The 24,592-nt window shown below is 72.3% G+C and carries 21 protein-coding genes; 10 read left to right on the forward strand and 11 right to left on the reverse strand.

The window, feature by feature from the left end; translation table 11 throughout:
* Position 1 precedes the first annotated feature (1 nt).
* Positions 2–649 (forward strand): response regulator, encoded by a 648-nt coding sequence (locus ACIQMJ_RS13785; protein ID WP_499761318.1) that lies wholly within the window; start codon positions 2–4, stop codon positions 647–649.
* A 64-nt stretch (positions 650–713) separates the two neighbouring features.
* Here the strand turns inward: ACIQMJ_RS13785 and ACIQMJ_RS13790 are convergent, their stop codons facing one another.
* Positions 714–2,240: an alpha/beta hydrolase gene (locus tag ACIQMJ_RS13790; protein WP_499761319.1), complete on the reverse strand. Its 1,527-nt coding sequence runs from the start codon at positions 2,238–2,240 to the stop codon at positions 714–716.
* A 129-nt stretch (positions 2,241–2,369) separates the two neighbouring features.
* Here ACIQMJ_RS13790 and ACIQMJ_RS13795 point away from each other — a divergent pair, with 129 nt between their 5' ends.
* Positions 2,370–3,368: a hypothetical protein gene (locus ACIQMJ_RS13795; RefSeq protein WP_499761320.1), complete on the forward strand. Its 999-nt coding sequence runs from the start codon at positions 2,370–2,372 to the stop codon at positions 3,366–3,368.
* A gap of 43 nt (positions 3,369–3,411) precedes the next feature.
* Here the strand turns inward: ACIQMJ_RS13795 and ACIQMJ_RS13800 are convergent, their stop codons facing one another.
* From ACIQMJ_RS13800 to ACIQMJ_RS13820, 5 genes are read right to left on the reverse strand one after another with little or no spacing between them, the layout of a single operon-like run.
* Positions 3,412–4,407 carry an ABC transporter substrate-binding protein gene (locus ACIQMJ_RS13800; RefSeq protein WP_499761321.1) on the reverse strand — a complete coding sequence of 332 codons (996 nt, stop codon included), beginning with the start codon at positions 4,405–4,407 and terminating at the stop codon, positions 3,412–3,414.
* 13 nt (positions 4,408–4,420) lie between these two features.
* A complete protein-coding gene (locus tag ACIQMJ_RS13805; RefSeq protein WP_499761322.1) occupies positions 4,421–5,416 on the reverse strand; it encodes an ABC transporter permease in 996 nt (331 codons plus the stop codon).
* The gene (locus tag ACIQMJ_RS13810; RefSeq protein WP_499761323.1) at positions 5,413–6,174 is read right to left on the reverse strand and encodes an ATP-binding cassette domain-containing protein; all 762 of its coding nucleotides are present in this window, start codon (positions 6,172–6,174) and stop codon (positions 5,413–5,415) included. The genes ACIQMJ_RS13805 and ACIQMJ_RS13810 overlap by 4 nt, the downstream gene beginning before the upstream one ends.
* A gap of 3 nt (positions 6,175–6,177) precedes the next feature.
* The gene (locus tag ACIQMJ_RS13815; RefSeq protein WP_499761324.1) at positions 6,178–7,182 is read right to left on the reverse strand and encodes a class I mannose-6-phosphate isomerase; all 1,005 of its coding nucleotides are present in this window, start codon (positions 7,180–7,182) and stop codon (positions 6,178–6,180) included.
* Positions 7,179–8,162 (reverse strand): LacI family DNA-binding transcriptional regulator, encoded by a 984-nt coding sequence (locus tag ACIQMJ_RS13820; RefSeq protein ID WP_499761325.1) that lies wholly within the window; start codon positions 8,160–8,162, stop codon positions 7,179–7,181. The genes ACIQMJ_RS13815 and ACIQMJ_RS13820 overlap by 4 nt, the downstream gene beginning before the upstream one ends.
* Positions 8,163–8,376: 214 nt before the next feature.
* On the opposite strand from ACIQMJ_RS13820, the gene ACIQMJ_RS13825 reads away from it, so the two are divergent.
* The 5 genes from ACIQMJ_RS13825 to ACIQMJ_RS13845 all read left to right on the forward strand — a co-directional run bounded on the left by ACIQMJ_RS13825 (position 8,377) and on the right by ACIQMJ_RS13845 (position 16,440).
* Positions 8,377–11,601: a GH92 family glycosyl hydrolase gene (locus ACIQMJ_RS13825; RefSeq protein WP_499761326.1), complete on the forward strand. Its 3,225-nt coding sequence runs from the start codon at positions 8,377–8,379 to the stop codon at positions 11,599–11,601.
* Between the two features lie 4 nt (positions 11,602–11,605).
* On the forward strand, positions 11,606–13,852 hold the full coding sequence (locus ACIQMJ_RS13830; RefSeq protein WP_499761327.1) for a GH92 family glycosyl hydrolase: 2,247 nt from the start codon (positions 11,606–11,608) through the stop codon (positions 13,850–13,852).
* 117 nt (positions 13,853–13,969) lie between these two features.
* Positions 13,970–14,884 carry an ABC transporter ATP-binding protein gene (locus ACIQMJ_RS13835; RefSeq protein ID WP_499761328.1) on the forward strand — a complete coding sequence of 305 codons (915 nt, stop codon included), beginning with the start codon at positions 13,970–13,972 and terminating at the stop codon, positions 14,882–14,884.
* Positions 14,881–15,924, forward strand: a complete 1,044-nt coding sequence (locus ACIQMJ_RS13840; RefSeq protein WP_499761329.1) for an ABC transporter permease — start codon at positions 14,881–14,883, stop codon at positions 15,922–15,924. The genes ACIQMJ_RS13835 and ACIQMJ_RS13840 overlap by 4 nt, the downstream gene beginning before the upstream one ends.
* A 189-nt stretch (positions 15,925–16,113) precedes the next feature.
* Entirely contained in the window at positions 16,114–16,440 is a 327-nt protein-coding gene (locus ACIQMJ_RS13845; protein WP_499761330.1) for a DUF3817 domain-containing protein, read from the forward strand.
* Here the strand turns inward: ACIQMJ_RS13845 and ACIQMJ_RS13850 are convergent.
* Both ACIQMJ_RS13850 and ACIQMJ_RS13855 read right to left on the reverse strand, forming a co-directional pair.
* Entirely contained in the window at positions 16,422–17,459 is a 1,038-nt protein-coding gene (locus ACIQMJ_RS13850) for a phosphotransferase (RefSeq protein ID WP_499761331.1), read from the reverse strand. The two genes, ACIQMJ_RS13845 and ACIQMJ_RS13850, sit on opposite strands and share 19 nt — an antisense overlap.
* 43 nt (positions 17,460–17,502) lie before the next feature.
* On the reverse strand, positions 17,503–18,006 hold the full coding sequence (locus ACIQMJ_RS13855; RefSeq protein ID WP_077009514.1) for a MarR family winged helix-turn-helix transcriptional regulator: 504 nt from the start codon (positions 18,004–18,006) through the stop codon (positions 17,503–17,505).
* A gap of 41 nt (positions 18,007–18,047) precedes the next feature.
* On the opposite strand from ACIQMJ_RS13855, the gene ACIQMJ_RS13860 reads away from it, so the two are divergent.
* Genes ACIQMJ_RS13860 through ACIQMJ_RS13870 form a run of 3 tightly spaced genes read left to right on the forward strand, consistent with a single transcriptional unit; the run spans position 18,048 to position 20,248 of the window.
* Positions 18,048–18,350, forward strand: a complete 303-nt coding sequence (locus ACIQMJ_RS13860) for an MTH1187 family thiamine-binding protein (protein WP_499761332.1) — start codon at positions 18,048–18,050, stop codon at positions 18,348–18,350.
* Between the two features lie 26 nt (positions 18,351–18,376).
* Positions 18,377–19,222, forward strand: a complete 846-nt coding sequence (locus ACIQMJ_RS13865) for an SCO6745 family protein (RefSeq protein WP_499761333.1) — start codon at positions 18,377–18,379, stop codon at positions 19,220–19,222.
* 42 nt (positions 19,223–19,264) lie between these two features.
* Entirely contained in the window at positions 19,265–20,248 is a 984-nt protein-coding gene (locus ACIQMJ_RS13870; RefSeq protein WP_499761334.1) for a co-chaperone YbbN, read from the forward strand.
* Between the two features lie 154 nt (positions 20,249–20,402).
* Here the strand turns inward: ACIQMJ_RS13870 and ACIQMJ_RS13875 are convergent, their stop codons facing one another.
* The 3 genes from ACIQMJ_RS13875 to ACIQMJ_RS13885 all read right to left on the reverse strand — a co-directional run bounded on the left by ACIQMJ_RS13875 (position 20,403) and on the right by ACIQMJ_RS13885 (position 24,501).
* The gene (locus ACIQMJ_RS13875; RefSeq protein WP_499761335.1) at positions 20,403–21,839 is read right to left on the reverse strand and encodes a neutral zinc metallopeptidase; all 1,437 of its coding nucleotides are present in this window, start codon (positions 21,837–21,839) and stop codon (positions 20,403–20,405) included.
* Between the two features lie 62 nt (positions 21,840–21,901).
* Positions 21,902–23,278: a neutral zinc metallopeptidase gene (locus ACIQMJ_RS13880; RefSeq protein WP_499761336.1), complete on the reverse strand. Its 1,377-nt coding sequence runs from the start codon at positions 23,276–23,278 to the stop codon at positions 21,902–21,904.
* Positions 23,279–23,304: 26 nt separating this feature from the next.
* Complete coding sequence (locus ACIQMJ_RS13885) at positions 23,305–24,501, reverse strand: MFS transporter (RefSeq protein ID WP_499761337.1); 1,197 nt, start codon at positions 24,499–24,501, stop codon at positions 23,305–23,307.
* Positions 24,502–24,592: the final 91 nt, after the last annotated feature.

Below are 24,592 nucleotides of genomic sequence, written 5' to 3' on the forward strand. Positions count from 1 at the left end.
CATGTCCATCTCGGTGCTTCTGGTGGACGACCACGAGATCGTGCGGCGGGGACTGCAGCAGTTGCTGGCGGTCGAGTCGGACATCGAGGTCGTCGGCGAGGCGGAGAGCGCGGCGGCGGCCGTGTCCGCCGCCGCGTTCCACCGGCCCGACGTCGCCGTGATCGACGTGCGGCTGCCCGACGGCGACGGCGTGACCGTGTGCCGGGAGATCCGCTCGACGGTCCAGCCGCCGCCCGCGTGCCTGATGCTGACCTCGTACTCCGACGACGAGGCGCTGTTCGGGGCGATCATGGCGGGGGCGGCCGGGTACATGCTCAAGCAGGTGTCCGGCAACGACCTGGTGTCCGCGATCCGCACGCTGGCCGCGGGCGGCTCCCTGCTGCACTCCGGCGTGACCGCGACCGTGCTGCAACGGCTGCGCGGCGGACCGGTCGAGGACCCGCGCTACGCGTCGTTGAGCCCGCAGGAGCGGCGGATCCTCGACCTGATCGCCGAGGGCCTGACCAACCGGCAGATCGCGAACCGGCTGTTCCTGGCCGAGAAGACGGTCAAGAACTACGTCTCCACGCTGCTGCACAAGCTCGGCTTCGACCGCCGGACCGAGGCCGGGGTGTACGCCGCCCGCCGGCGGCAGGCCGGCGGGCTCTAGCCGCCGGACCGAGCGGGGGCTGAACCGGGGACCGGAGCGGTGGGGCCCGGCCGGCCGGACCCGGCTAGAGCGGCCAGCCGACCAGCGGGGCGGCTGAGGCAGTGGCAGTGGTCGGCGCGGTCGGGTCGGGCAGGGGCATCCCCGGGCAGGTCAGGTCGTGCGGCGGCACCGCGCCGTCCACGATGAACGCCTCCACCACCTCGTCCACGCACGGGTTGCCGAAGGCGTAGATGCCGTGGTCGCCCTCGTCGGTCACGGTCAGCAGCCGTGAACCGGCGAAGTTGCGGTGGGCGCGCTCGGCACCCTCCAGCGGCGTCGCCGGGTCGCGCTCCGACTGCACCATGAGCACCGGCGGCACGCCCTTGCCGGTCGGCTTCTTCATCTCCAGCGGCGGCCGGTCCCAGAAAGCGCACGGCGCGAGCCGCTGGTAGTAGCCGTACAGCGGGTAGCGCGCGCCCAGCCGTTCGGCCTCCGCCGCCAGGGTGGCGCGGTTGTGCCGGAACTCCGTGTCGTTGCACGTGACGGCGTACAGGGTGGCCGAGGACGCGTCCGGGTACCGGGTCGACGCCGCCGCCGAGACCGCCGCCGGAACCGCTGCCGCCACCGCCGCCGAGACCGCCGACGGCTCGGCGAGCCAGGCCAGCGCCGCGGCCGTGCCCGGGAACTGCTGCTTGCTGTACTGGGCCCGGACCAGGGCGAGGTCCAGCACGACGCCGTCGACCACCGTGCCGTCCGACAGCACCACCGGGTTCGCGGCCAGCTCCGCGCGGGTCGTCTCGTAGACCTGGCGGACCTGCTCGGCGGTCGTGCCCAGGTGGTAGACGCTGTCGTACCTGGCCACCCAGGGCAGGAAGTCGGTTCGGAACCGGCGCTCGACGGCGTAGCCGAAGTTGTCGAAGATGTCCTGGAACGTCGAGGTGAAGTCGGCGTTCGAGTCGAGCACGAACCTGTCCACCCGGTCCGGGAAGTACGTGGCGTAGTACGCGCCCATCCAGGTGCCGCCCGAGTAGCCGATCCAGTTCACCTTCTCCCGGCCCAGCAGGTGGCGCAGCAGGTCCAGGTCGTGCACGGTCTGCTCGGTGTTGACCACCTTCCCGAACTCGCCGGAACGGGTCCGGCAGGCGGTCGCTTGCAGCTCGGCGCTGTCGTAGAGCAACTCGGTGTTGGCCCGGCTGCGGTCGCGCGGGTCGGCGAGACCGATCCACTGGTACCCGCCGCACGTGACGTTCGTGCTCGCGCCCGTGCCGCGCGGGTCGATGCCGATGACCTCCATGGAGTCGACGAGCTTGGCCCGGCCGGTGTAGGTCAGCGGCAGCGCGCGCCCCGGCGCGCCCGGACCTCCCGGGTTGGTGAGCACGACCCCCTTGGCCCGGCCGTCACGCGGCTTCAGCCTGCTCACCGCGATGGTGATCTCGCGGCCGTCGTGCGGCGTGCGCCAGTCGAACGGCGCCTGGAACGTGCCGCACTCCAGCCCCTCGTACTCGGCGCACGCCGACCAGGTGATGGTTTGTCCGGTTTCGGCCTGTGCGTGCACCGGCGACAACGAGCCGATCAGGCCCGCGATCACGGCCGCGGCGGTTCTCCCCCTCATGGATCTCCCCCTCCGTCGAGGTCTCCAGTCGACCGCGCACGTACTCTGGGGGACAACCGCAGAAAGGCCCTGTTCGGCTCTACGAAAGACTTAAGCCACTCGGGCTCGGAGGAAAGTAAGGTCGCTGGAGTGGGGATTTTCCGGAGGAAGCGGCCTGCCGCGCTCGCCCGCGAAGTGGTGCGGGACCACACCTACGACGACGCGATCCTGGACATCGCGGCGGAGGAGATGGACGCGGGCCACCTGAGGGCGGCGACCACGGTGCTCGCGGAGTGCCGTGACGAGCCGGAGGTGCGGGCGCTGCGGGTCGAGGTGCTCGGCGAGCACGCCATCGGGCACGCCGACGAGCTGCTGGAGCTGGCCAAGAACAACACCGACCCGGACCTGTGGCTGCTGGCCGGCACGGCGTTCATCCGGGAGGCGTGGGCGATCCGCGGCTCGGGCCGGGCCGACAGCGTCGGCAAGGACCGGTTCAAGGTCTTCTTCGGCACCCTCCGCAAGGCCGTCGGCCCGCTGCACGAGGCCGCGAAGCTCCTGCCGCGCGACGCGGTGCCGTGGGCCCAGTTGCAGACCGCCGGCCTGGGGTTGCAGGTCGACCGCGACCAGAAGGACGAGGTGTGGCGGGAGATCGTGGCGCGGTGCGCGACGCTCTACCCGGCGCACTGGACCCGGTTGCAGATCCTGGCGTCCAAGTGGGGCGGGTCGGCCGAGGAGATGATGGCGTTCGCGCAGGGCAGCGTCGACGCCGCGCCGCCGGGCGACCCGGTGGTGGCCATGCTGCCGCTGGCGCACTTCGAGATCTTCCTGGAGCAGTTCGAGGACGCCGTGCAGGCGCGGTCGGCGTTGAAGATCGCGACGCTGAAGATGCGCTACTTCACCCGCCACCGGGAGGAGATCGCCACGGCGGCCGACAAGTGGGACTCGACCCCGAGCAAGCCCCACCCGCGCTCCCTCCAGGCCCACAACCTGTTCGCGGCGGCGTTCGCCCTGGCCGACGACGCGCCGCGGGCGAAGCGCCACCTGCTCGGCATGCGCGACCACGTGCACGAGGTGCCGTGGGCGTACGTCGCCTACCTGGCCGACGACCTGGAGAAGGAGTACTCGGAGCTGGCGAACAAGTACCTGTGACGCCCGGTGGCCGGGGTCCGCGCCCGGCCACCGCGACCCGGCGTCAGCACCTCTGCTTGTAGAAGTACTTCGAGTTGGCCTCCATGTCGGCCTTGGTCAACGCGACCAGGTCCGTTTCCACGTCCCGCTCCACCGGCTTGCCCTCCAGCGCCGCCACGGCCTGCTCGACGCCCGTCCGGCCGATGGTCGCCGGGTCCTGCGCGATCAGGGCCTGCACCACCCCGGCCCGCAGGTCCTCCACCTGCTTGGGCGACGCGTCGAACCCGACCAGGTTGACCGCGCCGGTCCGGCCCGCGTTGCGCAACCCGGTCGCCGCGCCCTCGCCGGTGTTCAGGTTGGTCGCGAACACGCCGATCAGGTCCGGGTTGGCCGCCAGCGTCGCGGTCACCTTCGAGGCCGCTTGGTCCGGCTCGTTGTCGGTGTACTGCCGGCCCACGTACTTCAGGTTCGGGTACTTCTTGATCTCCTCCTCGAACCCGGCGGCACGCGCGTCCGTGGTCGACGTGCCCGCTTTCGTGTTCAGCACGAGCACCGAACCGGTTTTGTCGCCGACGAGCTCGGCCAGGGTCCGCGCGGCCAGCCGCCCGCCCTGTTCGTTGTCCGACGAGATGGTGGACACGGCCACCGAGGTGTCCTCCAGCTCGGTGTCGACCTCGACGACCTCGATGCCGGCGTCCTTGAGCTGCCGCATCGGCCCGGCCATGGCCTTGTCGTCGGTCGGCGCGATGAGCACCGCGCCCGGCTTGTTCGCCAGCACGCCGGTCACGATCGGGGTCTGCAACGTGGCGTCGAACTTCGCCGGCGCCTGCACGTCGACCGAGTAGCCCGCCGCCGAGGCCGCCTCGCGGAAACCGCACTCCATCGAGATGTAGAACGGCTCCGCGGCCACACCGGGGATCAGCACCATCTTCTTGGCGTCACCCGTGCCGCCGGTGTCGCCGATCTGCCCACCACCACCGCACGCGGTGAGCAACAAAGCTGTCGAGACAAGAGCAACCGTCTGTCGTCTGATTGTCAGCTTCGCCGACGGATACGACATGTTCTCCCTCTCCTTAGCGCCTGTCGCGAGCCTTCCTGCGCGACTGGTCGAACCACACCGCCGCCACCAGGACCAGCGCGACCGCGATCGGCTGCCAGTACACGTTCACGCCGACGATCACGAACCCCTTGCGCAGCACGGCCGGGATGAACACCCCGAGCACCGTGCCCACCACCGACCCCGCGCCGCCGAACAGGCTGGTGCCGCCGAGCACCACGGCGGCGACGGCGTTGAGGTTGTCGGTGTCGTGCCCGGTGATCGACGCGACCCGGAAGTAGGCCAGCGCCATGAACCCGGCCAGCCCCGCCAGCACGCCGGCCAGCAGGTACACCCGCACCAGGTGCCGGGTCACCGGGATGCCGGCCCGCCGGGCCGCCTCCTCGTTGGAGCCGATCGCGTACGTGTGCCGGCCGAACACCGTCGTGCCGAGCACCAGCGCGCCCACCGCCGTCACCACCGCGGCCAGCAGCACGAGGTTCGGCACGCCGAACCAGGTACCGGTGCCCAGACCGTCGCCGAGCACGTCCGGCACGCCCGCCACGTTGGAGCCGTCCGAGATCAGCTGCCCGGCCCCGAGCGCCGCCCCGAACGACCCGAGCGTCACGATCAGCGGCGGGAGGCCCGCGCGGGCGATGAGCACGCCGTTCAGCAGGCCCCACGCCGCGCCGGACGCCAGCGCCACCAGCAGCCCGACGAGCACCACGCCCCACCCGGCGGTGGTCGCGTCGCCGCCGTGCAGGGCGTTCATCGCCATGGCGGACGTGACGCCGGAGAACACCAGCACCGAGCCGACGGACAGGTCGATCCCGGCGGTGACGATCACGTAGGTCATGCCGACCGACAGCACCAGCAGCACCGACGTCTCGACCAGCGTGGTCTGCAACGTGAACACGGTCAGCACCGCGTCCGGCCGCAACGCGCCGAAGACCGCGACCAGCACCAGCAGCACCACTGCGATCCACAGCGTGTTCGCGCCGAACAGCCGCCGCACCGCGCCGCGGGCCGTCACGGGCCCTCCTGGGACAACGCGCCGGTCATCGCGCCGACCAGCTCCTCGACCGTGGTGGCCGCCGCGTCGAACCGGGCCACCCGCCGACCGAGCCGCAGCACCTCGACCCGGTCCGCCACGGCCAGCACCTCGGGCATGTTGTGGCTGATCAGCACCACCGCCATGCCCTGGTCGCGGACCCGCCGGACCACGTCGAGCACGCGTCCGCGCTGCACCACGCCCAGCGCCGCGGTCGGCTCGTCCATGAACACCACGCGGCCGGCCCACACCACCGACCGGGCCACCGCGACGCTCTGCCGCTGGCCGCCGGACAACGCGCCGATCGGCACGTCCACGTCCGGCAGCTCGACCCCGAGGTCGCGGAACGAGGCGACCGCCCGCCGCCGCATCTCCCGCTCGTCCAGCACGCCGAGCCGGCCGAGCAGGCCGCCGCGGCGCAGCTCCCGGCCCAGGAACAGGTTCGCGGCCGGGTCCAGGTCCGGCGCCACGGCCAGGTCCTGGTACACCGTCTCGATGCCGAGCGCCCGCGCGGCGACCGGCGAGTCCAGCACGACCGGCGCGCCGTCGAGCAGGATCGTGCCCGCGTCCGGCCGCTCCACCCCGGACAGGCACTTCACCAGCGTCGACTTGCCCGCGCCGTTGTCACCGACGAGCGCGACGACCTCGCCCGCGTCCGCGGTGAACGAGGCGCCGCGCAGCGCCTCCACGTTCCCGTAGTGCTTCACCAACTCCCGTGCGTCCAGTAACGGCAAGTCCACCTCTCAGCTCCTCGGCACCGATGGCGGCCTGCACCGGATGGCGACCACGTCGCCGGTCACCTCGACCTCGCCCGCCGCGTGCGGCACGACCACCGTGCTGCCCCGGTGCACCGCGACGGGACCGAGCGTGCCGGCCCCCTCCAGCACCACGTAGACGCCGAACGAGGGCTCCAGCGCCGCCGAGCCCGACACGTGCAGCCGGTCGGCGCGGAAGAACGGGTCGGCCTGGGCGTCGAACAGGTCCACCGACCGCCCGGTGAGCGCCCGCGTGCGGCGCACCAGGTCGGCGGGGGACTGGGCGCGGCGCTCCAGGCAGTCCAACGCCTTGTCGTAGCCCAGGCCGAGGTGCCCGGCCTCGGCGTCGGCCAGGAAGCCCTGCCACTCCAGCGTGACCGAGAAGTCCGTCGGCTGCTGGAGCTCCACGATGAACACGCCCTCGCCGATCGCGTGCGGCACGCCGGCCGGCACGAACACCGTGTCACCGGGCGAGACCTTGACCGGGTTCAGCGCGCCGAGCATGGCCGCGGAGTCCTGGGTGGACACCCACTCGGCGGCGACGGCGGCGGGCACGTCCTCGCGGAACCCGATGTAGACCGTCGGGTCCGGGCCGGACGTGCCGATCACGATCCACGCCTCGGTCTTGCCGTGCCGGCAGCCCAGGTGGGCGGAGGCGAACGCGTCGGACGGGTGGCAGTGCACCGGCAGCCGCTGCCCGGCGTCGAGCAGCTTCACCAGCAGCGCCGGGTCCGCGCCGAACTCCGCCGCGTGCTCCGCGCCCAGCCACGACGTCGGGTCGGCCGCCACCGCGTCGCGCAACCACCGCCCGTCCGGCAACCGCGTCAACCCGGCCTCGTCCTTGCCGAACTGCGTGGTGGTCGACGCGACCCAGTCCTCGGGCCCGGTGTCGGCTTCGTCCTGGCTCCGGAACGCCGCGATGGCCGCACCGCCCCGGTAGAACTGCCGGGGCTGGTTGGCCTCCAGCGCGACGGGCTGGGTGTCGGAACTCATGCGCGTACCTCTCCTGATCCACGGGCCACCAACCGGACCGGCAGGACGACGCGGCGCGGTGGGGAGCCGTCGCCGTCCAGTCGGGCGAAGAGCAGGTCCGCCGCTGCCTTGCCGAGCGCGCTCGCGTCGTGCGCGATCACGGTCACCGGCGGGGACAGCAGGTCGGCCAGCTCGAAGTCGTCGAAGCCCACGAGCGCGGGCCGCGAGGTGCTGCCCGCCAACGCGCGCACGGCGTGCACGGTGATCCGGTTGTTGCCCGTCACCACGGCGGTCGCCGGGTCGGCGGCGTTCCGCAACCCCTGCAACGCCTTGCGCACCGACTCCTCGTCGTGCGGGCCCATCACCACCAGCGACTCGTGGTAGCCGATGCCGGCCCGGACGCAGCCTTCGCGGTAGCCGCGCAGGCGCTCGTTGGCGGTGAAGATGTCGGGCGCGTCGCCCAGGAACGCGATCCGCCGGTGCCCGAACGACGCCAGGTGCGCGACCGCCTCGGCGGTGCCGCCGATGTTGTCCACCAGCACGGTGTCGGCGACCACGTCACCGGCCGGCCGGTCCAGGAACACCACCGGCGTGCCCGCGCGCATCTCCGGCACCAGGTACCCGTGCTGCAACCCGGCGGGCACGATCAGCAGGCCGTCCACCCGCCGCGAGCAGAACTCCAGCGACAGCTCGCGCTCCCGCGCCGGGTCCTCGTCGGACGAGCCGGTGATCACCTGCCGGCCGCGCAGCCGCGCGACCTCCTCGACCGCCCGGGTCACGCCCGAGTAGAACGGGTTGCCGACGTCCTCCAAAACCAGCCCGACGGTGCCGGTGGACGAGCCGCGGCGCAGGTTGCGGGCGCTGAGGTTGCGCCGGAAGCCGAGCTGGTCGATCGCCGCGAGCACGCGCTCGGCGGTCGCCGGGTGCACGCCCGCCTCGTCGTTCACCACGCGCGAGACGGTCTTGATGCTGACGCCCGCCAGCCGTGCCACGTCGTTCATCGTGGCACGCCGCACCTTGCGGGCGCCTGCCGCACCGTTCGGGGACAACGTTGTCATAGTGCGCGAATCACACACCCCGTGTTCACGGATGTCAACGGTCGGGCCTGTCCCGAACCGGACATCCCGGTTACCGGGGTTGACGGCGCACCCGTACTCTCCGCGAGTATGTGACTACGGATCGTTCATGGACAGCGTTGTCACCGGGAGGCGACTCGTGCGGACAACCCTTGCTCTCGCAGCGGCGGTGGCGCTCTCGGCGGCACTGGCGGTGGTCCACCCGGCGGCAGGGGAGGCGCAGGTGGAGGACCTGGCCAGGTGGGTGAACCCGTTCGTCGGCACCCAGCCGGGTGGCCCGGACCACGGCACGGGCGGCGGCGCGGGCAACAACTTCCCCGGCGCGGACGTGCCGTTCGGCATGGTGCAGTGGAGCCCGGACACGGTGACCCGCCAGCACGGCGGCTACGCCTACGCCGACGACCGCATCCGGGGCTTCAGCCTCACGCACCTGTCCGGCGCGGGCTGCTCGACCTACCAGGACATCCCGATCACGCCGTTCGTCGGCGAGGTGACCACGTCCCCGGCGACCGACCCCGACCGGTACGTCTCGACGTTCTCGCACGAGCACGAGACCGCGTCCCCCGGCTACTACGGGGTGACGCTCGACAGCGGGACGAAGGTCGAGCTGACCGTCACGCAGCGCACCGGCGTCGGCCGGTTCGCCTACCCCGGCGGGCAGCCGTCCACGCTGCTGGTCAACACCTCGGGCTCGATCTCGGGCACGGACGACGCCGAGATCACCATCGGCGCGGACACCCTCAGCGGCTGGGCCACCAGCGGCCGGTTCTGCGGCGCGGACCACCGCTACCGGGTCTACTTCCACGCCGAGTTCGACCGGCCGTTCGCGTCCGTCGGCACCTGGCGCAACGGCGCGGTCACGCCCGGCCGGTCGACCGAGCGGGGTGGCTCCGGCGTCCGCGAAGGGCTCGGCGACGCGCCGAAGACCGCGCGGGCGCAGGGCGAGCGCGAGGTCGCCACCGACGACACCACGGTGTCGGGTCCGGGCACCGGCGGCTGGGTCACGTTCGACGACCCGGACGTGACGATGCGCGTCGGCCTGTCGTTCGTGTCGGTCGACGGCGCGAAGAAGAACCTGGCGGCCGAGAACTCGGGCAGGTCGTTCGACGCCGTGCACGCCGCCGCGCGCGGTGCGTGGAACGACCGGCTCAACCAGGTGAAGGTCACCGGCGGCACGGATGCCCAGCGCACCACGTTCTACACCGCGCTGTACCACTCCCTGTTGCAGCCCAACGTCTTCTCCGACACCGACGGCCGCTACCCGGGCTTCGACGGTCGCGTGCACACCGCCGAGCACGGCCACGCCGTCTACACGAACTTCTCCGGCTGGGACGTCTACCGCTCGGAGATGCAGCTGCTGTCGCTCCTCGCGCCCGCGGAAGCCTCGGACATGGTCCGCTCGATGGTGGCCTTCGCCGAGCAGGGCGGCGCGTGGGACCGCTGGACGGTGGCCAACGGCTACACCGGCGTGATGGTCGGCGACCCGTACCACGTGATGGTGGCGAGCGCGTACGCCTTCGGGGCCAGGGACTTCGACGCGCGCAAGGCACTGCTGCTGATGCTGCGCGGCGCAACCCAACCGACCCAGGGCTACGAGGAGCGCCCCGGCCTGACCGAGTACCTGGACCTCGGCTACGTGCCGGTCGGGGCGCGCAACGTGTGGGGCGCGCCCGCGACCACGCTGGAGTACACGACGGCCGACTTCGCCATCGCCGACCTCGCCCGCCGGCTGGGCGACGGCGCGGTCTGGCGGACGTTCATGGCCCGCGCCCAGTACTGGCAGAACACCTTCAACCCGGCCACCGCCCACACCCAGCCGCGCAACCGGGACGGCTCGTACGTGGAACCGTTCAAGCCGGGCAGCCCGGACAACTGGGTCGAGGGCAACGCGGCCCAGTACACGTGGATGGTGCCCTACAACGTGCGCGGCCTGTTCTCCGCGATGGGCGGTGACGCGAACGCCCGCGACCGGCTCGACACCTTCTTCACCAAGCTGAACGCGGGCCCGGACGAGCCGTACGCGTTCCTCGGCAACGAACCGATCATGCACTCGCTGTGGCTCTACAACTGGGCCGGCGCGCCCGCGAGGACGGCGGCCGTGACGCGGCGCGCGGTCACCGAGCTGTTCGGCCCGGGACCGGACGGGTTGATGGGCAACGACGACCTCGGCCAGATGTCGTCCTGGTACGTGTGGGCGGCGCTGGGCATGTACCCGGTCATCCCCGGCCGGGCCGAGCTGGTGGTCAACAGCCCGCTGTTCCCCGAGGTCGTGATCACCCGCCCGAACGGCGCGCCGATCGTGGTCAAGGCGTCCGGCAGCGGCACGTACGTGGCGGACCTGAAGCTGAACGGCCGCAGCCAGACCCGCACGTGGCTGCCCGAGTCGCTGGTGGCCAACGGCGGCACGGTGGAGTTCGCGCTGTCCGGTGCGCCGACCGCCTGGGGCACGGGCCCGGCCGACGCGCCGCCGTCGTTCCGGGACGGCGAGGTGGGGCAGCAGGCGTTCGTGGACCCCGGGCGGCTGGTGCTGCCCGCGGGCGGCAGCGGCACGGTGACCATCGGGGCGCAGGACTTCTCCGGTGACGGCGGCAAGGTGTCGTGGACCGCGCAACCCCCGGCGGGGATCACGCTCACCCCGTCCTCCGGCACGGTGACGGTCCCGGCGCTGGCGAAGGCGGGCACCGAGGTCACCGTCGCGGTCGCGGCGGACGCGGCCGAGCGGACCCACCGCGTGCCGCTGACGTTCTCCAACGGGCAGCGGTCCGCGGTCTCGGTGCTGGTGGCGGAACCGGGCAGCCTGCGCGCGGCGTTCGACAACGTCGGCACGTCACCGGACGACGACCCGGCCGCGGGCAACTTCGACGGCGGCGGGTGGAGCTACTCGCGCGACGCGCTGGCCGAGGCGGGCGTGACGCCGGGCGGCACGGTCACCTCCGACGGCCTGACCTACTCGTGGCCGACGTCGCCGCCCGGCGAGGCGGAGAACGTCAACGCCTCCGGCGAGACGATCACGATCACCGCGCCGGCGGGCGCGACCAAGCTCGGGCTGCTGGGCGCGGGCGGCAACGGCAAGACGTCCGGCACGCTCACCGTCACCTACACCGACGGCAGCACGCAGACCGCCGAGGTCGGGTTCTCCGACTGGGCGCTGGGCGGCGCGGCGAACCCGCCGTCGTTCGACAACCGGGTCGTGGTCACCACGCCGTACCGCAACAACTCCGGCGGGGAGCCGCAGGAGCTCGAGGTGCACGTGTTCGCGACCGCGCCGATCCCGTTGCGGGCGGACAGGCAGGTCCGGTCGGTGACGCTGCCCGCGACGGTGGCCGGCGGGACGTTCCACGTGTTCGCCATCGCGGTCGGCTGACCCTATGGTGGATCGGGTGACTGCTGACCCGGTGGAGTCGGTGAACACGTTCATCGGCACGAAGGACGACGGGAACACGTTCCCCGGCGCGTCGATGCCGTTCGGCATGGCCCACTCGAGCCCGATCGGCTCGCACTACGCCGGGTACCGCTACGACGACCCCCTGATCCGCGGGTTCGGGCACTTCTTCCTGTCCGGCGCGGGGTGCTCGGAGCAGGGCGGGCTGGTGTCGATCCTGCCGACCACGGGCCTGCCGCGCACCTTCGACCACCGCGCGTACGGCGCGGCGTACACGCACGAGGGCGAGGTCGGCAAACCCGGTTACTACCGCGTGCGGCTCGCGTCCGGCATCACGGTGGAGACGACGGCGACGACCCGCGCGGGCGTGGAGCGGTTCTCGTTCCCGGCCGGGGCGACGCCGCACGTGCTGGTGAACGTGGGGCAGGCGAACGACGGCGAGCCGGTGTTCGCCGGCAGCGTGCGGGTGGTGGACGACCGGACCGTGGCCGGGACCGTGGTGGCGCAGGCGTTCTGCGGCGGCAAGCCGTACACCACGTACTTCACCACGACGTTCGACCGGCCGTTCCGCGAGACCGGCAACTGGGGCGGCGCGGAGGGCGGTGCGGGGCTGCGGGGCCAGTGGGTGACGTTCGAGGACGGCCCGGTCACCGCGGCGACCGCGATCTCCCACGTGGACGCGGACGGCGCGACGAAGAACCTCGGCGAGGCGCGGGGGAAGTCGTTCGACGAGCTGCGCGCGGCGGCTCAGGAGGCGTGGCGGCGGGAGCTGTCGTGCGTCGAGACGTCCTCGGAGGGCGAGGACCGCACGGTGTTCTACACCGCGCTGTACCACGTGCTGCTGCAACCGTTGACGGGCAACGACGTGGACGGCCGGTACCGGGGGTTCGACGACCGGGTGCACACCGCGGACGGCTGGACCTACCACGAGTTCTACTCGCTGTGGGACACCTACCGGGCGCACAACCAGCTGTTGGCGCTGCTGCGGCCGTCGCGGGCCAAGGACATCGCGCGGTCGGTGCTGGCGATCCACGAGCAGGGCGGGTGGCTGCCCCGGTGGGCGTACGCCAACCAGGAGACCAACACGATGACCGGCGACCCGGTCACGCCGTTCCTGGTCGACCTGTGGCGGTTCGGCGCGCTGGCGGGCCTGGAGGAGCGCGCCTACGCGGCGCTGTGGCAGAACGCGACCGGCGTGCCGCCGGCGTCGTCGCCGTTCGAGGGCCGGGCGGGCAACCCGTCCTACCTCCGCGACGGTTTCGTGCAGTACGACAAGGGCTTCCGCAAGAAGGGGCAGGACGTCGACCCGCACCACGGCGCGTCGGCGACGCTGGAGTACGCGCTGGCGGACGCCGCGCTGCGGATCATGGCGCGCGAACTGGGCCACGAGGACGACGCCGAGGTCCTGCGCCGCCGCGGCCTGAACTACCGGGTGCTGTGGGACGGCACGGTGTCCGACCGCGGGTTCACCGGCTTCCCCCGGCCGAAGGTGGGCGGCGGCCGGTGGCTGGCGCCGTTCAACCCCCAGGGCCCCGACGGCTTCCACGAGGGCACGGCGTGGCAGTACCAGTGGCTGGCGCAGCAGGACGTGCCCGGCCTCGTGGCGCTGCTCGGCGGCCGGGACGCGGCCCTGGCCCGGCTGGACGACTTCTTCGCCTACCCGGACCTGGTGGCCGACCCGGCGCGGGCCGTGCGCGAGAAGTGGGTTGTCGGGCCCTACAACTACTACAACCAGTACCGCTACAACCCCAACAACGAGCCGGACCTGCACGTGCCGTGGATGTACGCGCTGGTGGGGCAGCCGTGGAAGACGTCGGCGGTGGTGCGGGCGGCGCAGACGTTGTTCGTCGACGCGCCCAACGGCGTGACCGGCAACGACGACCTGGGGCAGATGTCGGCCTGGTACGTGTTCAGCGCCCTGGGCCTGTACCCGGTGATGCCGGGCACGGGCGACTTCGTGCTGAACGCGCCCCGGTTCGGCCGGGCGGTGGTCCACCTGGAGAGCGGCCGCGACCTCACGATCACGGCGGAGGGCGCGGACCCGGCGAAGCTCCGGTACGTGCGCTCGCTCCGGGTCGACTCGCAGCCGTGGGACAGGGCGTACCTGAACCTCGACCGCCTCGACGGCGCGCACCTGGAGCACACCCTGACCGCCGACCCCGCGGAGGCGACGTGGGCGACCGGGCCGACGGCCGCGCCACCGTCTCCCAGCACAGGTGAGCACGTCTCGTAATCGGCTCCGCGCGCACAGCTACCAGCAGGTCGGCCGAAAGTCTCGATCGTCTTTTACTTCCGTCGCGAACCGTTCGAAGTGTCGCCGCCGGCCCTCGCGACCGCATACCGTCCAGCCATGACTGGGGCACGCATACCGGCCGTCGTGGTAGCCGACATCAGAAAGAGCTACGGCGAGCTGAAGGCGGTGGACGGCGTTTCGTTCACCGTCGCCGAGGGGGAGTTCTTCGGCATCCTCGGGCCGAACGGCGCGGGGAAGACCACCACGCTGGAGATCGTCGAGGGCCTGCGCCAGGCCGACGGCGGCCAGGTGACGCTGCTGGGCGAGCAGCCGTGGCCGCGCAACCCGAAGCTGCTGCCGCGCATCGGCGTGCAGCTCCAGGCGTCCAGCTTCTTCGAGAAGCTGACCGCGCGCGAGCAGCTCCAGACGTTCGGCTCGCTGTACGGCGTGAGCCGGCGCAGGGCCGACGAGATGCTGGAGCTCGTCGGCCTGTCCGACAAGGCCGACGTGCAGGAGAACAAGCTCTCCGGCGGCCAGCGGCAGCGGCTGTCGATCGCGTGCGCCCTCGTCCACGACCCGGACCTCGTCTTCCTGGACGAGCCGACCGCGGCGCTGGACCCGCAGGCGCGGCGCAACCTGTGGGACGTGCTGCGGGCGATCCAGGCCCGGGGCAAGACCATCGTCTACACGACCCACTACCTCGACGAGGCCGAGATCCTGTGCGACCGCGTGGCGATCATGGACCGGGGCCGGATCCTCGCGATGGACGCGCCCGCGACGCTGGTGCGCGGCCTCGACGCGCCCACGCACGTGGTGCTGCAGAAGGGGTTGCTGACGCGTGAGGCGGCGCGCGGCATCACCGGGGTCGAGGACGCGCACGAGGACGAGGTGTCGTTGACCATCTCCACCCGCAAGCCCGCGCCGGTGCTGTCGGCGCTCGCCGAACGCGGCACGCTGGACGGGTTGCAGGTGCGCACGGCCACGCTGGAGGACGTCTTCCTCGACCTGACCGGACGGGAGTACCGCGCGTGACCGCGTTCCGGAGCCTGTCGGCGGCCATGGTCAAGGGCTTCCTGCGGGACAAGATGACGTTGTTCTTCGTGTTCCTGTTCCCGCTGATGTTCCTGGTGGTGTTCGGGCTGCTGCTCGGTGACTCGGGCAGCGACAAGACCAAGATCGCGGCGGTGGGCGACGGGCCCGTGCTGACGACGTTGGAGCAGACCGGCGCGATCGAGCTGGAGAAGCACGGTGACGTCGCGAGCGCGCGGCAGAAGGTGGACGACGGCGACCTGCCCGCGGCCGTGGTGGTGTCGGGTGACCGCGTGGAGCTGATCTACGCGGCGAGCGACCAGGTCGCGGCGGGCACCGTGCTGGGCATCGTGTCCGGGGTGGTCGACAAGATCAACCTGGGTGCGGCGGACGTGCCGCCGCGGTTCACGCTGGAGACGCGGTCGGTGGAGGACGCGTCGCTCAAGCCGATCCAGTACCTGACGCCGGGCATCCTGTCGTGGGCGATCTCGATCTCCGGCGTGTTCGGCTCGGCGCTGACGATGGTGTCGTGGCGCAAGAAGCAGGTGCTGCGGCGGATCCGGCTGGCTCCGGTGAGCACGACGACCGTGCTCACGTCGCGGGTGCTGGTGAGCATCGGCACGGCGGTGGCGCAGGGCGTGGTGTTCGTGGCGGTGGCGCTGCTGCCGGTGTTCGGGTTGAAGCTGACCGGTCAGTGGTACCTGGCGCTGCCGTTGCTGGTGCTGGGCACGACGGCGTTCTTCGCGGTCGGGATGCTGGTGGGCGCGTTCTGCAAGACGGAGGAGGCGGCGTCGGGCGCGGCGAACATCGTGATCATGCCGATGGCGTTCCTGTCGGGCACGTTCTTCCCGGTGGAGAACGCGCCCGCGTGGCTCCAGACCGTGTCGAACGTCTTCCCGTTGCGCCACATGAACGACGGCATGCTGGACGTGCTGGTGCGGGGCAAGGGCGTCGAGGCCCTCCTGCTGCCCTCCGCCGTCCTGATCGCCTTCACCCTCGTCGTGGGCTTCATCGCCGCCCGCATCTTCCGCTGGGACGACTAACCCGCGAGAGTCCTACGTTCAAGCCGCGAGAGTCCTACGTTCAGGACACCTGAATTCAACACTCAGAACAGCGGATCTTGTCCTGAGCGTTCAACTCAGGGCGCGCGAACGTAGGACTCTCGCGCTCCGAACGTAGGACTCTCGAGGGGTGGGGAGGGGGTGAGGGGGGTCACGAAGCACAATGGAGGCATGTTCAGCAGCGCTGTTGGTCGGTTTCGCCTGCTCGCCCTGGCCGAGGCGGTGTCGTGGGCCGGTCTGTTGATCGGCATGTTCTTCAAGTACGTCGTGGTCGGGAACGAGATCGGCGTGAAGGTCTTCGGGCCCGTGCACGGCGCGATCTTCGTCGGCTACGTGCTGGTGACGTTGATGCTGGCGCACCGCTGGGACCGCCGGACGCTGATCCTCGGCCTGGTCGCGAGCATCCCGCCCTTCGGCACCGTCGTCTTCGAGCGCTGGGCCAACCGCACCGGCCGCCTGGACGAGACCGAGGACGCGGTTCAGACCGCCAACGACTGAGCGCGTTCCAGCTCCGCCTCCGGGTCACCGAGGTGGTAGACGCGTTCGCTCGGCTCGATGTTGTCCAGGAACTCCTGGTACACCACCGCGCCGACGAGGTGTGACGCCGGCCGGGCGTGCCGCAGCGCGCTCGCCGGATCGCTCGACGGGAAGTGGTGCGACCACGCCTCGACCCACGCGCGCTCGATCGACGGCCGGAACTCCGGCGCGACGAACCCGATCAGCCGCGCCGCGTCCAGCGCCGGGTGACCCCAGTGCGCGTCACCCCAGTCCAGCACCACCCCGCCGGAACGCCAGTTGCCCGGGTGGAAGTCCCCGTGCAGCAGCGTGTCCGGCAACCCGAAGTCCGGCACCCGCACCCCGCGCACCCGCAACCGCGGCGGACCGGCCAACGCCGCCTGCACCGCCACCCACCGCGGCACGATCCGCTCCACGACGTCCGCGCCGGGGCGCCAGCAGTCCACCCCGGGGGCCTCCGCGAGCAGCACCCGGCCGGGCTCGGCCGCGATCAGCGACGGCGCCAGCGTCGGGTCGACCGACGCCACCAGCCCGATCACCTCGGCCTCGTCCGCCAGGAACGGCGGCGTCGCCTTCGCCCACGCGGTGCCGCCCGCCGTCGGCAGCCGGTACAGGCACGACAGGTTCCACGTCTTCACCTGCACGGCCGGCCCGGTCACGTCGACGTGCCGCCGCGCCCACTCCACCAACGCCGCCGGCCCGCCCGGACGCGCCCACGGCAGCCGCAGCGGGTGGTCGGGGAACTCGTGCCGCGCCGAACCGGCCGACAGCCCGCGCGCGGGCACCCGGTCGGCCTCCACCTGGTAGGTCACCACGCCGTCGCGCATCGCCGGCGTCGTGGTCCCGACCAGCCGCAACACGCTCGTCGTCACGCCGAGCACCGCGTCCAGGCGCGCGGTCACGGGTTCGACGTCGTTCCACCACGGACTGTCGACGGTGAACGGTTCGGCCTCGCCCACGTACCGGCCGCCGACCGTCACCAGAGCCCTGATCTCCCGCACGCCGTGCAGCGTGGCCGGGCCGGCGGCGGCCTGTCGACCGAATTCAGTCCTCGAAGTCGCCGACCGCGCGGCGGACCTTCGCCAGCAGGTCGGTCAGCTGCTCGGTCTGCCGGTCGGTGAGCCCGCGCAGGCCGAACTCGACGCTCGTCACGGCCTCCGTGGCCGCCTCGCGCCGGGCGTGCCCGGCCTCGGTGATCTCCACGAGGGTGGTGCGCCGGTCGGTGGGGTGGGGGTTGCGGCGCACGAGCCCGTCGGCTTCCAGCCGGTCCACGATGTTCGTGACGCTCGTCGGGTGCAGCTGGAGGCGTTCGCCCATGACCCGCATCGGCAGGCTGCCCGTGCGGGCGAACGTCAGGAGCACCAGCGCCTCGAACCGCGCGAACGTCAGCCCGTGCGGCTTGAGGGCGGCGTCCACGGCGGACTGGATGATCTGCTGTACTCGCATGACGCTGGTGACCGCCGCCATCGCCGTCGACGGTCCGATCCGCTTCTCCCACAGCTCGGCGGCGCGCGCGATGGGGTCGAACGGCAGCGGCTGGGACGTCATGCGCCGAAGCTACCAGTGGGTACCCCGACCAGGAGGCAGTAGTGCTCGTCGCGTTCAGTGTCAGCCCGCTCGGCGGGGAGTCCGACGGGGTGGCCGAGGCGGTCGCCCAAGCCGTGCGGGTGGTCCGCGAGTCCGGCCTGCCCAACGAGACCAACGCGATGTTCACGCTGGTCGAGGGCGAGTGGGACGAGGTGATGGCGGTGGTCAAGAAGGCGACCGAGGCCGTGCAGGCGACCGCGCCGCGGGTCAGCCTGGTGCTCAAGGCGGACATCCGGCCGGGCTGGACGGGCCAGCTCACGGCCAAGGTGGAGCGGGTCGAGCAGCACCTGGGGGCAGACATTTAGTAGGACGTCCTACTAAATTGACGCTCATGGAGCCTCGAGACCTGTGGGTGCGCTTCGAGACGTACCACGACGTCACGTACTTCTCGCCGGAATCACGGGCGGTCACCGACGCGCTGGGCTGCAAGGGCGGCTGGATGGGCTACTTCGGCCAGCGCGCGGCACCGCTGGGCGCGGCGGCGCCGGAGGTCGTGACCGCCGCGTTCTTCAGCTTCCACCCGCGCATGGTGGCCCGCGCGCTGCCCGACGCGTGGGACGTGGCGAGCCCCGCCCGCTTCCTCGAAGCACGGCTGGAGGGCGTCGACCGGGCCCTGCGGCGGATGCTGGAGAGCCTGGACGTCGCCGAGGCCGCCGAGCTGGCCGGGCAGGCGGCCGAGGCCGTGCCGCTGGCCGGGCGGGTGCTGGGCGCGGCGAACCGGGTGCTGCCCTTGCCCGACGAGCCGCACCTCGCGCTGTGGCAGGCGTGCACGACGTTGCGCGAGTCGCGCGGTGACGGGCACATCGCCGCGCTGGTGGCCGCCGACCTGGGGCCGTGCGAGACGTTGGTGCTGTTCAGCGCCGACAAGGGCCTGGACCCGGCGTACATGCGCACCGCGCGTGGCTGGTCGGAGCAGGAGTGGCGGGAAGCCGAAGCGGCCCTCGGCGAGCGCGGGTTGTTCGACGGCGGGCTCACCCCGGCCGGTCTGGCGCTGCGCGAGGACGTCGAACGCCGCACCGACGAGGTCGCCACCCGTCCGTGGGACGTCCTGGGCGCGGCCGGCACCGCCCGCTTCGCCGAGCTGATGACCCCGATCGCGCTCCGCCTGGGGCGTCTGAACGAGGCCATGCGGACCAACCCGATGGCGATCGACCCGGTCGCGCAACTCCCCGGCTAGCCGCGCGCGGCCCGCCGCCGGACTCGTGCCAGGATGGAAGGCGTGACAAGGCCAGACCCCCGAAAGACCGCCGCACTGTCCGCCGCGCTGTCCGGGGCGGTCGACCTCGGCGCGCTGAAGGCCCGGGCCGACGCCGCGAGGCAGCGCGCCACCACCCCACCCCCGTCGCCGGGCTCCGGTTCCGGCGGCGGCTCGGACGCCGGTCCGAGCCCGTGGGTGCTGGACGTCACCGAGGCGACGTTCCAGTCGGTGGTCGAGCGTTCCCTGGACGTCCCGGTCGTGGTCGAGCTGACCGCGTCGTGGAGCCCCGAGGCGGGCCAGCTCTCCCCGGTGCTGGAACGCGCCGCCAGGGCGGGCGGCGGCACCTGGCTGCTGGCCAGGGTCGACCTGGACGCCAACCCGCGCATCGGCCAGGTGTTCGGCGTGCAGTCGGTGCCGACCGTGGTCGCGATCGCCGGCGGCCAGCCCATCGACGCGTTCGCCGGTCCGCTACCGGACGCCGAGTTCGGCCAGTGGATCACCCGCCTGCTGGACGCCCTGCGCGACCGGCTGCCGGGCATCAAGGCCGCCGAGGCCAACCGCCCCGCGACCGGCGAGGAGCCCGCCGCGGAACCGGAGGACCCCCGCTTCACGGCCGCCGAGGAGGCGTTCGAGCAGGGCGACTTCGCCGCCGCGGAGGCCGCCTACGAGGCGATCCTGGCCGCCGAGCCGGGCAACGCCGAGGCGAAGGCGGCCCTGGCCCAGGTCCGGTTCACGGCCCGCGCCGAGGCCGTGCCCGCGGACGCCATCGCGAAGGCCGACGCCAACCCGGACGACGTGGACGCCCAGCTCGCGGCGGCGGACCTGGAACTGGCGACCAACGACGTCGAGCAGTCGTTCAAGCGCCTGGTCGACACGATCCGCCGCGTCTTCGGCGACGACCGCGACCGGGTCCGCGAACACCTGGTGAGCCTGTTCGAGCTCTTCCCGCCGGACGACGACCGCGTCGCCAAGGCCCGCCGGAACCTGGCCAGCGCCCTGTTCTGAGCCCGTCCCGCCCGACCGGGTGCCCCTTCACCGGGGACCCGGCCGGGCGGACCCGGGTGCGGTGTGCGACGACCGGCCGCCGGAGGTGATGCGCACCCGGCATTGCCGCCGGCGAGGCAGGCCGATCACCGGACAGGTGCCGCGTGCAGCCGGCTCAGCCGGCGTACTTGCGGGTGCAGAGGCCGGCGCCCTGGTAGAAGCCGTCGCGGAACGACTCGACGCGGGCGAAGCCGGACGGCACCACGGTGCCGTTCACGTCGGCCGCGATCAGGCTCTTGTCCGCCAGCAGCTCGGCCACGGCCTCGTCCAGGTCACCGGACGACAGGCGCAGCTTGGCCCCGTTCTGGGTGGTCGTCCCGGCCCACGCCCCGGTCAGGCACGCCGTGCGCAACCCGGCCGCCGGGCCCTCCAGCCCGTAGCCCGTCGCCTTCTGGATGGACAGCGCGAACCGCGACGCGATCTCGGCGAACGCGGCGAAGTCGCCGATCCCGCCCTTCTGCCCCCGCTTCGGCGGCGTGCCGATCTTCACCAGGTCGGGCAGGTCGATGGAGATGGAGTTCGTGGACGGGCAGTACGCGGCGGGGGAGGTGTCGCCGCCGTCGGTGCAGGTCTGGTCCGAGTCGGTGGACAGGGTCGGCGGGGTGGCGGCGGCGTCGTTGAACGCGGCCCGCAGCGACTCCTCCAGCAGCTGGAGCGAGCGCTCGTCGTCCACCTTGAGGTTGCCCTTGCCCTGGCCGGTGTCCTTGTCGTCCGAGTCGAACTTCTGCTGCGTGATCCGCGCCTTGATCTCGGCCTCGTCGATCTCCGCGCACCGCGACGGGTCCCCGGCGAACCCGAACTGGAACGCCGCCACCCGGTCGAACGCGCTGCCGTGCGCGCCCTGCTTGTCGGCCGACGTGCCGGCCGCGTCCCGGATGAAGAACATCGTCGCCAGGACCTGGTTCAACCCCGGCCCGGTCGAGATGCGGAAGTGCTTGGACTTGCCCTCGGCGACCCAGCGGAAGAAGTTGCCCGCGTAGCAGTCGGCCTGCTGCTCCTTGATGATCGACGGGGTGGCCTGGTTGATGCCGCCGATGTCGCCGAGCTTGTACTGGATCGCGTGACCCATCTCGTGGGCCAGCACGGTCACCACCGACATCGGCCCGAACGCGTCGTCCAGCATCGGCAGCAGCTCGCCGCGGTCCCACGCGATCGAGTCGTCCAGCGAGCAGTAGAACGCGTTCGCCACGCCTGCGGTGTTGGTGCGGCAGATCTCCACGCCCTTGCCGTTGGAGTCGTAGGACACCAGCCGCTTGACCGGCTCGAACTCCTTGCCGAACCGGGCGGGCAGCTGCTCGGCCCAGTACTCCTCGACGTCGGCCAGGGTGTTGATGGCGAGCCGGTCCATCTCGCCGCCGTCGCCGTTCTCCACCTGGAGGTCCGCGTCGGGCACGCCCGGTTTCGGGCCGCTCTCACCGGTGGTGATCTCCAGCCCGGCCACCTTGGTGACGTCGGGCCGCTCCGACCGGCCCACCCCGCTCACCGTCTGGGTGCACCCCGTCAACGCCACCGCGGCGGCGAGCGTCGCAGCAACCCAAGCCCGTCGAGCCATGCCCAAGCCCCATCCCGGTCGTGCCGATCCGAGCCCGAACCCTACTTGGCCGGCCCGCGCGGTCAGGCCACACCGCAGGCTTTGGTGCCCTCGAACACGCCGCCGCGGAACACCTCGACCCGCTTGAACCCCGGTTCGAGCGCCGTGGACCCGGTCGCGTCCCGTGCCGCGTAGTCGTAGGCCAGCAGCACCTGCACGGCCTCGTCCAGGTCGCCGGGGGAGAGCCCGAACCCCTGCTGCCGGGTGAACACCTCCCGCGTGTACGCGCCCGCCAGGCACAACGCGCTGGTCGCGGCCCGTTCACCGTCGAGGTCCGCGCCGACCGCCGCCATCGCGGCCATCCCGTAGCGGCTGGCCAGCAGCACGCCGGTGGCGTAGTCGCCGATCTCGGCGTGCAGCTCGGGCAGGTCGGCCTCGACCTCGAACTCCACCGACTTGTCGGCCGGGCAGTACGCGACCGGCCCCTGGTCACCGGAGCAGTCCGGCTCCTCCTCGGTGGGCGTGGCCTTCGGGTCGGTCCACTTCTTGCCCGCCTGCTCGACGAGGGCCTTGTAGTACAGGTTCAGGTCGGGGGTGACGTTCTCCAGCATCTCGTCGAACGGCAGGTTGCCGCCGCGGTCGCGGTCGTCGACGGAGGTGAACGCCTGCTGGGTGAACACCCGGTTGTCGATCGACATGGCGCCGCAGAACTCGGTGCCCTGCTGGTAGCCGTCCTGGAACGCGGACACCCGGTCGAACGCGTTGCCGTGCGCGGACCGGTCGCTCGGCGAGGTGCCGACCGGGTCGCGGAACGTGATCAGCGCGCCGAGCGCCGAGTCCAGCGTGTCGGAGCCGATGTCGAGGTGCTCGGACTTGCCGTCGTTGACCCACTTGATGAACGCGCCCGCGAAGCAGTCGGCCATCGCCTCGGTCAGGATGGTGGGGAACCGCTGCGGCTCCCGCCGCTCGGCCTCCGGGGTGATGCCCATCCGGTTCTGCACGGCGTGGCCCATCTCGTGGGCCAGCACGATCACCACGGCCGCGTCGCCGAACCGGTCCTTGAGCACGGGCAGCAGCGCGGCGCGGTCCCAGGCGATGGCGTCGGCGCTGGGGCAGTAGAACGCGTTGCCCTCCACGTCGCTGGCCTTCTCCGTGCACGGCGGGGGCTTGGCGTCCGGGTCGGTCGTGTCGACCGAGTAGATGCCGCCCTCGATCGGCTCCCACGGCTTGTCGAACGCGTCCGGGAACGCCTCCTGCCAGAACGTGTCGATGTCGGTGACGGCGGTGGCCGCGAGCTGGTCGATCGGGCCGCCGTCGGTGCCCCGGATGAAGCCCGGGTCGACCGTGCCCTTGGTGACGGCTTCGCCCGCCACGGGTTTGCCGGGGATCACCTGGGCGCAGGCACTGGCCGTGACCATGACCGCCGCCAGCAGGGCCAGCCGAGCCGAAACGAGCCGCATTGGCCCATTGTGCCTGCCGCCAACCCCTACGGGGTGCGGTTCGACGGCATCGCGGGTTCGCGCGTGCGGGTGGCCCACCCCGTCAGGGCGGGCACGGGCGCGACGGCGACCAGGAAGATCGCGGCCGCGGCCAGCCAGCCGCCCGCGCCGAAGCCGCCGAGCGCGAACGTGAAGACGGCCGGCCCGAAGAGCTGCACGGTGGCCGTGGCGGCCTCGTTCACCCCCTGGTACGCCCCGCGCGACTCGTCACGCATGAGGGCGACCGACAACCCCCAGTTCGCGGCCACGTAACCGAGTTCGCCGACCACGTGCAGCGCCGCCGCGGCCACCACGACCGCGACACCCGCCGCGCCCGAGCCGCCGGCGGTCGTGGCGAGCAGCACGCAGCTCGCGGCGAGGGCGATCCCGGACCGCACCGCCGTCCGCGCGGCCTGGTCCGGGGTGCGGGCGAACCGCGCGAACGGCACCTGGAACACGGCGATGCCGACCGAGCTGACGACCACCACCACGCCGGCCAGCGCGAGCGGCAGGTCCGTGGACCGGGACAGCCACAGCGGCAGGCCGGTCGACAGCATCACCCAGCACAGCGACAGGACCGACGTGACGGCGACGACGGCCAGGTAGGGGCGGTCGGTCAGCACGGCACGCGCGCGTGGCGTCCCCTCGACCGCCGCCGGTTTGCGCACGGCCAGCGCCGTCACGGCGAGCACGCCGAACGTGATCGCGTTGCCGGTGATGGCGAGGGCGTAGGTCGAGTGGTCGTCGGCGGTGAGGACCAGCGCGCCCAGCCCGGCGCCGACCGCGTAACCGATGTGCTGCGCCACCCGCTGCTGCGCCAACGCCCGCACGCGGGCCGCCTGGTCGGCCACCAGGCCGGTGATCAGCGCCGTGCGCACCGCGTTGCCGCCGTTGGCGGGCGCGGTGAACGCGACCGTCGCGGCGAGGAACGACCACGTGCCGTCCACCGCCAGGTAGGACGCCATGGCGCAGGCCCGCACGACGGTGATCGCGGCCAGCACCAGCCGCGGGTCGAAGCGGTCGGCCGCCGCGCCGAGCGGCACCGCCCCGACCAGGCCCGCGGCACCCGCCACCGCCATGCCGACACCCACCGTGACCAGCGGCAACCCGAGCACGCGGGTGAAGAACAACGCCCAGGTGGTGAACCACAGGCCGTCGCCGAGCGCCGAGACGCCGCGTCCCCACAGCAGTACGCGCAACCCCATCGGCACTCACCCTTCACGATTCGATGAACGGTGTCTGCGACCGTAACCCGTGCGCGGCGGTGCCGCAATCACAGTTCAGGGAATCGTGTAT

Origin of the sequence: Actinosynnema sp. NPDC091369 (assembly GCF_044757065.1) — a bacterium.
In the GTDB taxonomy this organism is placed as follows: domain Bacteria; phylum Actinomycetota; class Actinomycetes; order Mycobacteriales; family Pseudonocardiaceae; genus Actinosynnema.

Coding starts and splice junctions, on each gene's coding strand:
- ACIQMJ_RS13785 (WP_499761318.1), top strand. CDS start 2: ATGTCCATCTCGGTGCTTCTGGTGGACGACCACGAGATCGTGCGGCGG.
- ACIQMJ_RS13790 (WP_499761319.1), bottom strand. CDS start 2,240: ATGAGGGGGAGAACCGCCGCGGCCGTGATCGCGGGCCTGATCGGCTCG.
- ACIQMJ_RS13800 (WP_499761321.1), bottom strand. CDS start 4,407: ATGTCGTATCCGTCGGCGAAGCTGACAATCAGACGACAGACGGTTGCT.
- ACIQMJ_RS13815 (WP_499761324.1), bottom strand. CDS start 7,182: ATGAGTTCCGACACCCAGCCCGTCGCGCTGGAGGCCAACCAGCCCCGG.
- ACIQMJ_RS13820 (WP_499761325.1), bottom strand. CDS start 8,162: ATGAACGACGTGGCACGGCTGGCGGGCGTCAGCATCAAGACCGTCTCG.
- ACIQMJ_RS13830 (WP_499761327.1), top strand. CDS start 11,606: ATGGTGGATCGGGTGACTGCTGACCCGGTGGAGTCGGTGAACACGTTC.
- ACIQMJ_RS13835 (WP_499761328.1), top strand. CDS start 13,970: ATGACTGGGGCACGCATACCGGCCGTCGTGGTAGCCGACATCAGAAAG.
- ACIQMJ_RS13845 (WP_499761330.1), top strand. CDS start 16,114: ATGTTCAGCAGCGCTGTTGGTCGGTTTCGCCTGCTCGCCCTGGCCGAG.
- ACIQMJ_RS13855 (WP_077009514.1), bottom strand. CDS start 18,006: ATGACGTCCCAGCCGCTGCCGTTCGACCCCATCGCGCGCGCCGCCGAG.
- ACIQMJ_RS13865 (WP_499761333.1), top strand. CDS start 18,377: ATGGAGCCTCGAGACCTGTGGGTGCGCTTCGAGACGTACCACGACGTC.
- ACIQMJ_RS13875 (WP_499761335.1), bottom strand. CDS start 21,839: ATGGCTCGACGGGCTTGGGTTGCTGCGACGCTCGCCGCCGCGGTGGCG.
- ACIQMJ_RS13880 (WP_499761336.1), bottom strand. CDS start 23,278: ATGCGGCTCGTTTCGGCTCGGCTGGCCCTGCTGGCGGCGGTCATGGTC.
- ACIQMJ_RS13885 (WP_499761337.1), bottom strand. CDS start 24,501: ATGGGGTTGCGCGTACTGCTGTGGGGACGCGGCGTCTCGGCGCTCGGC.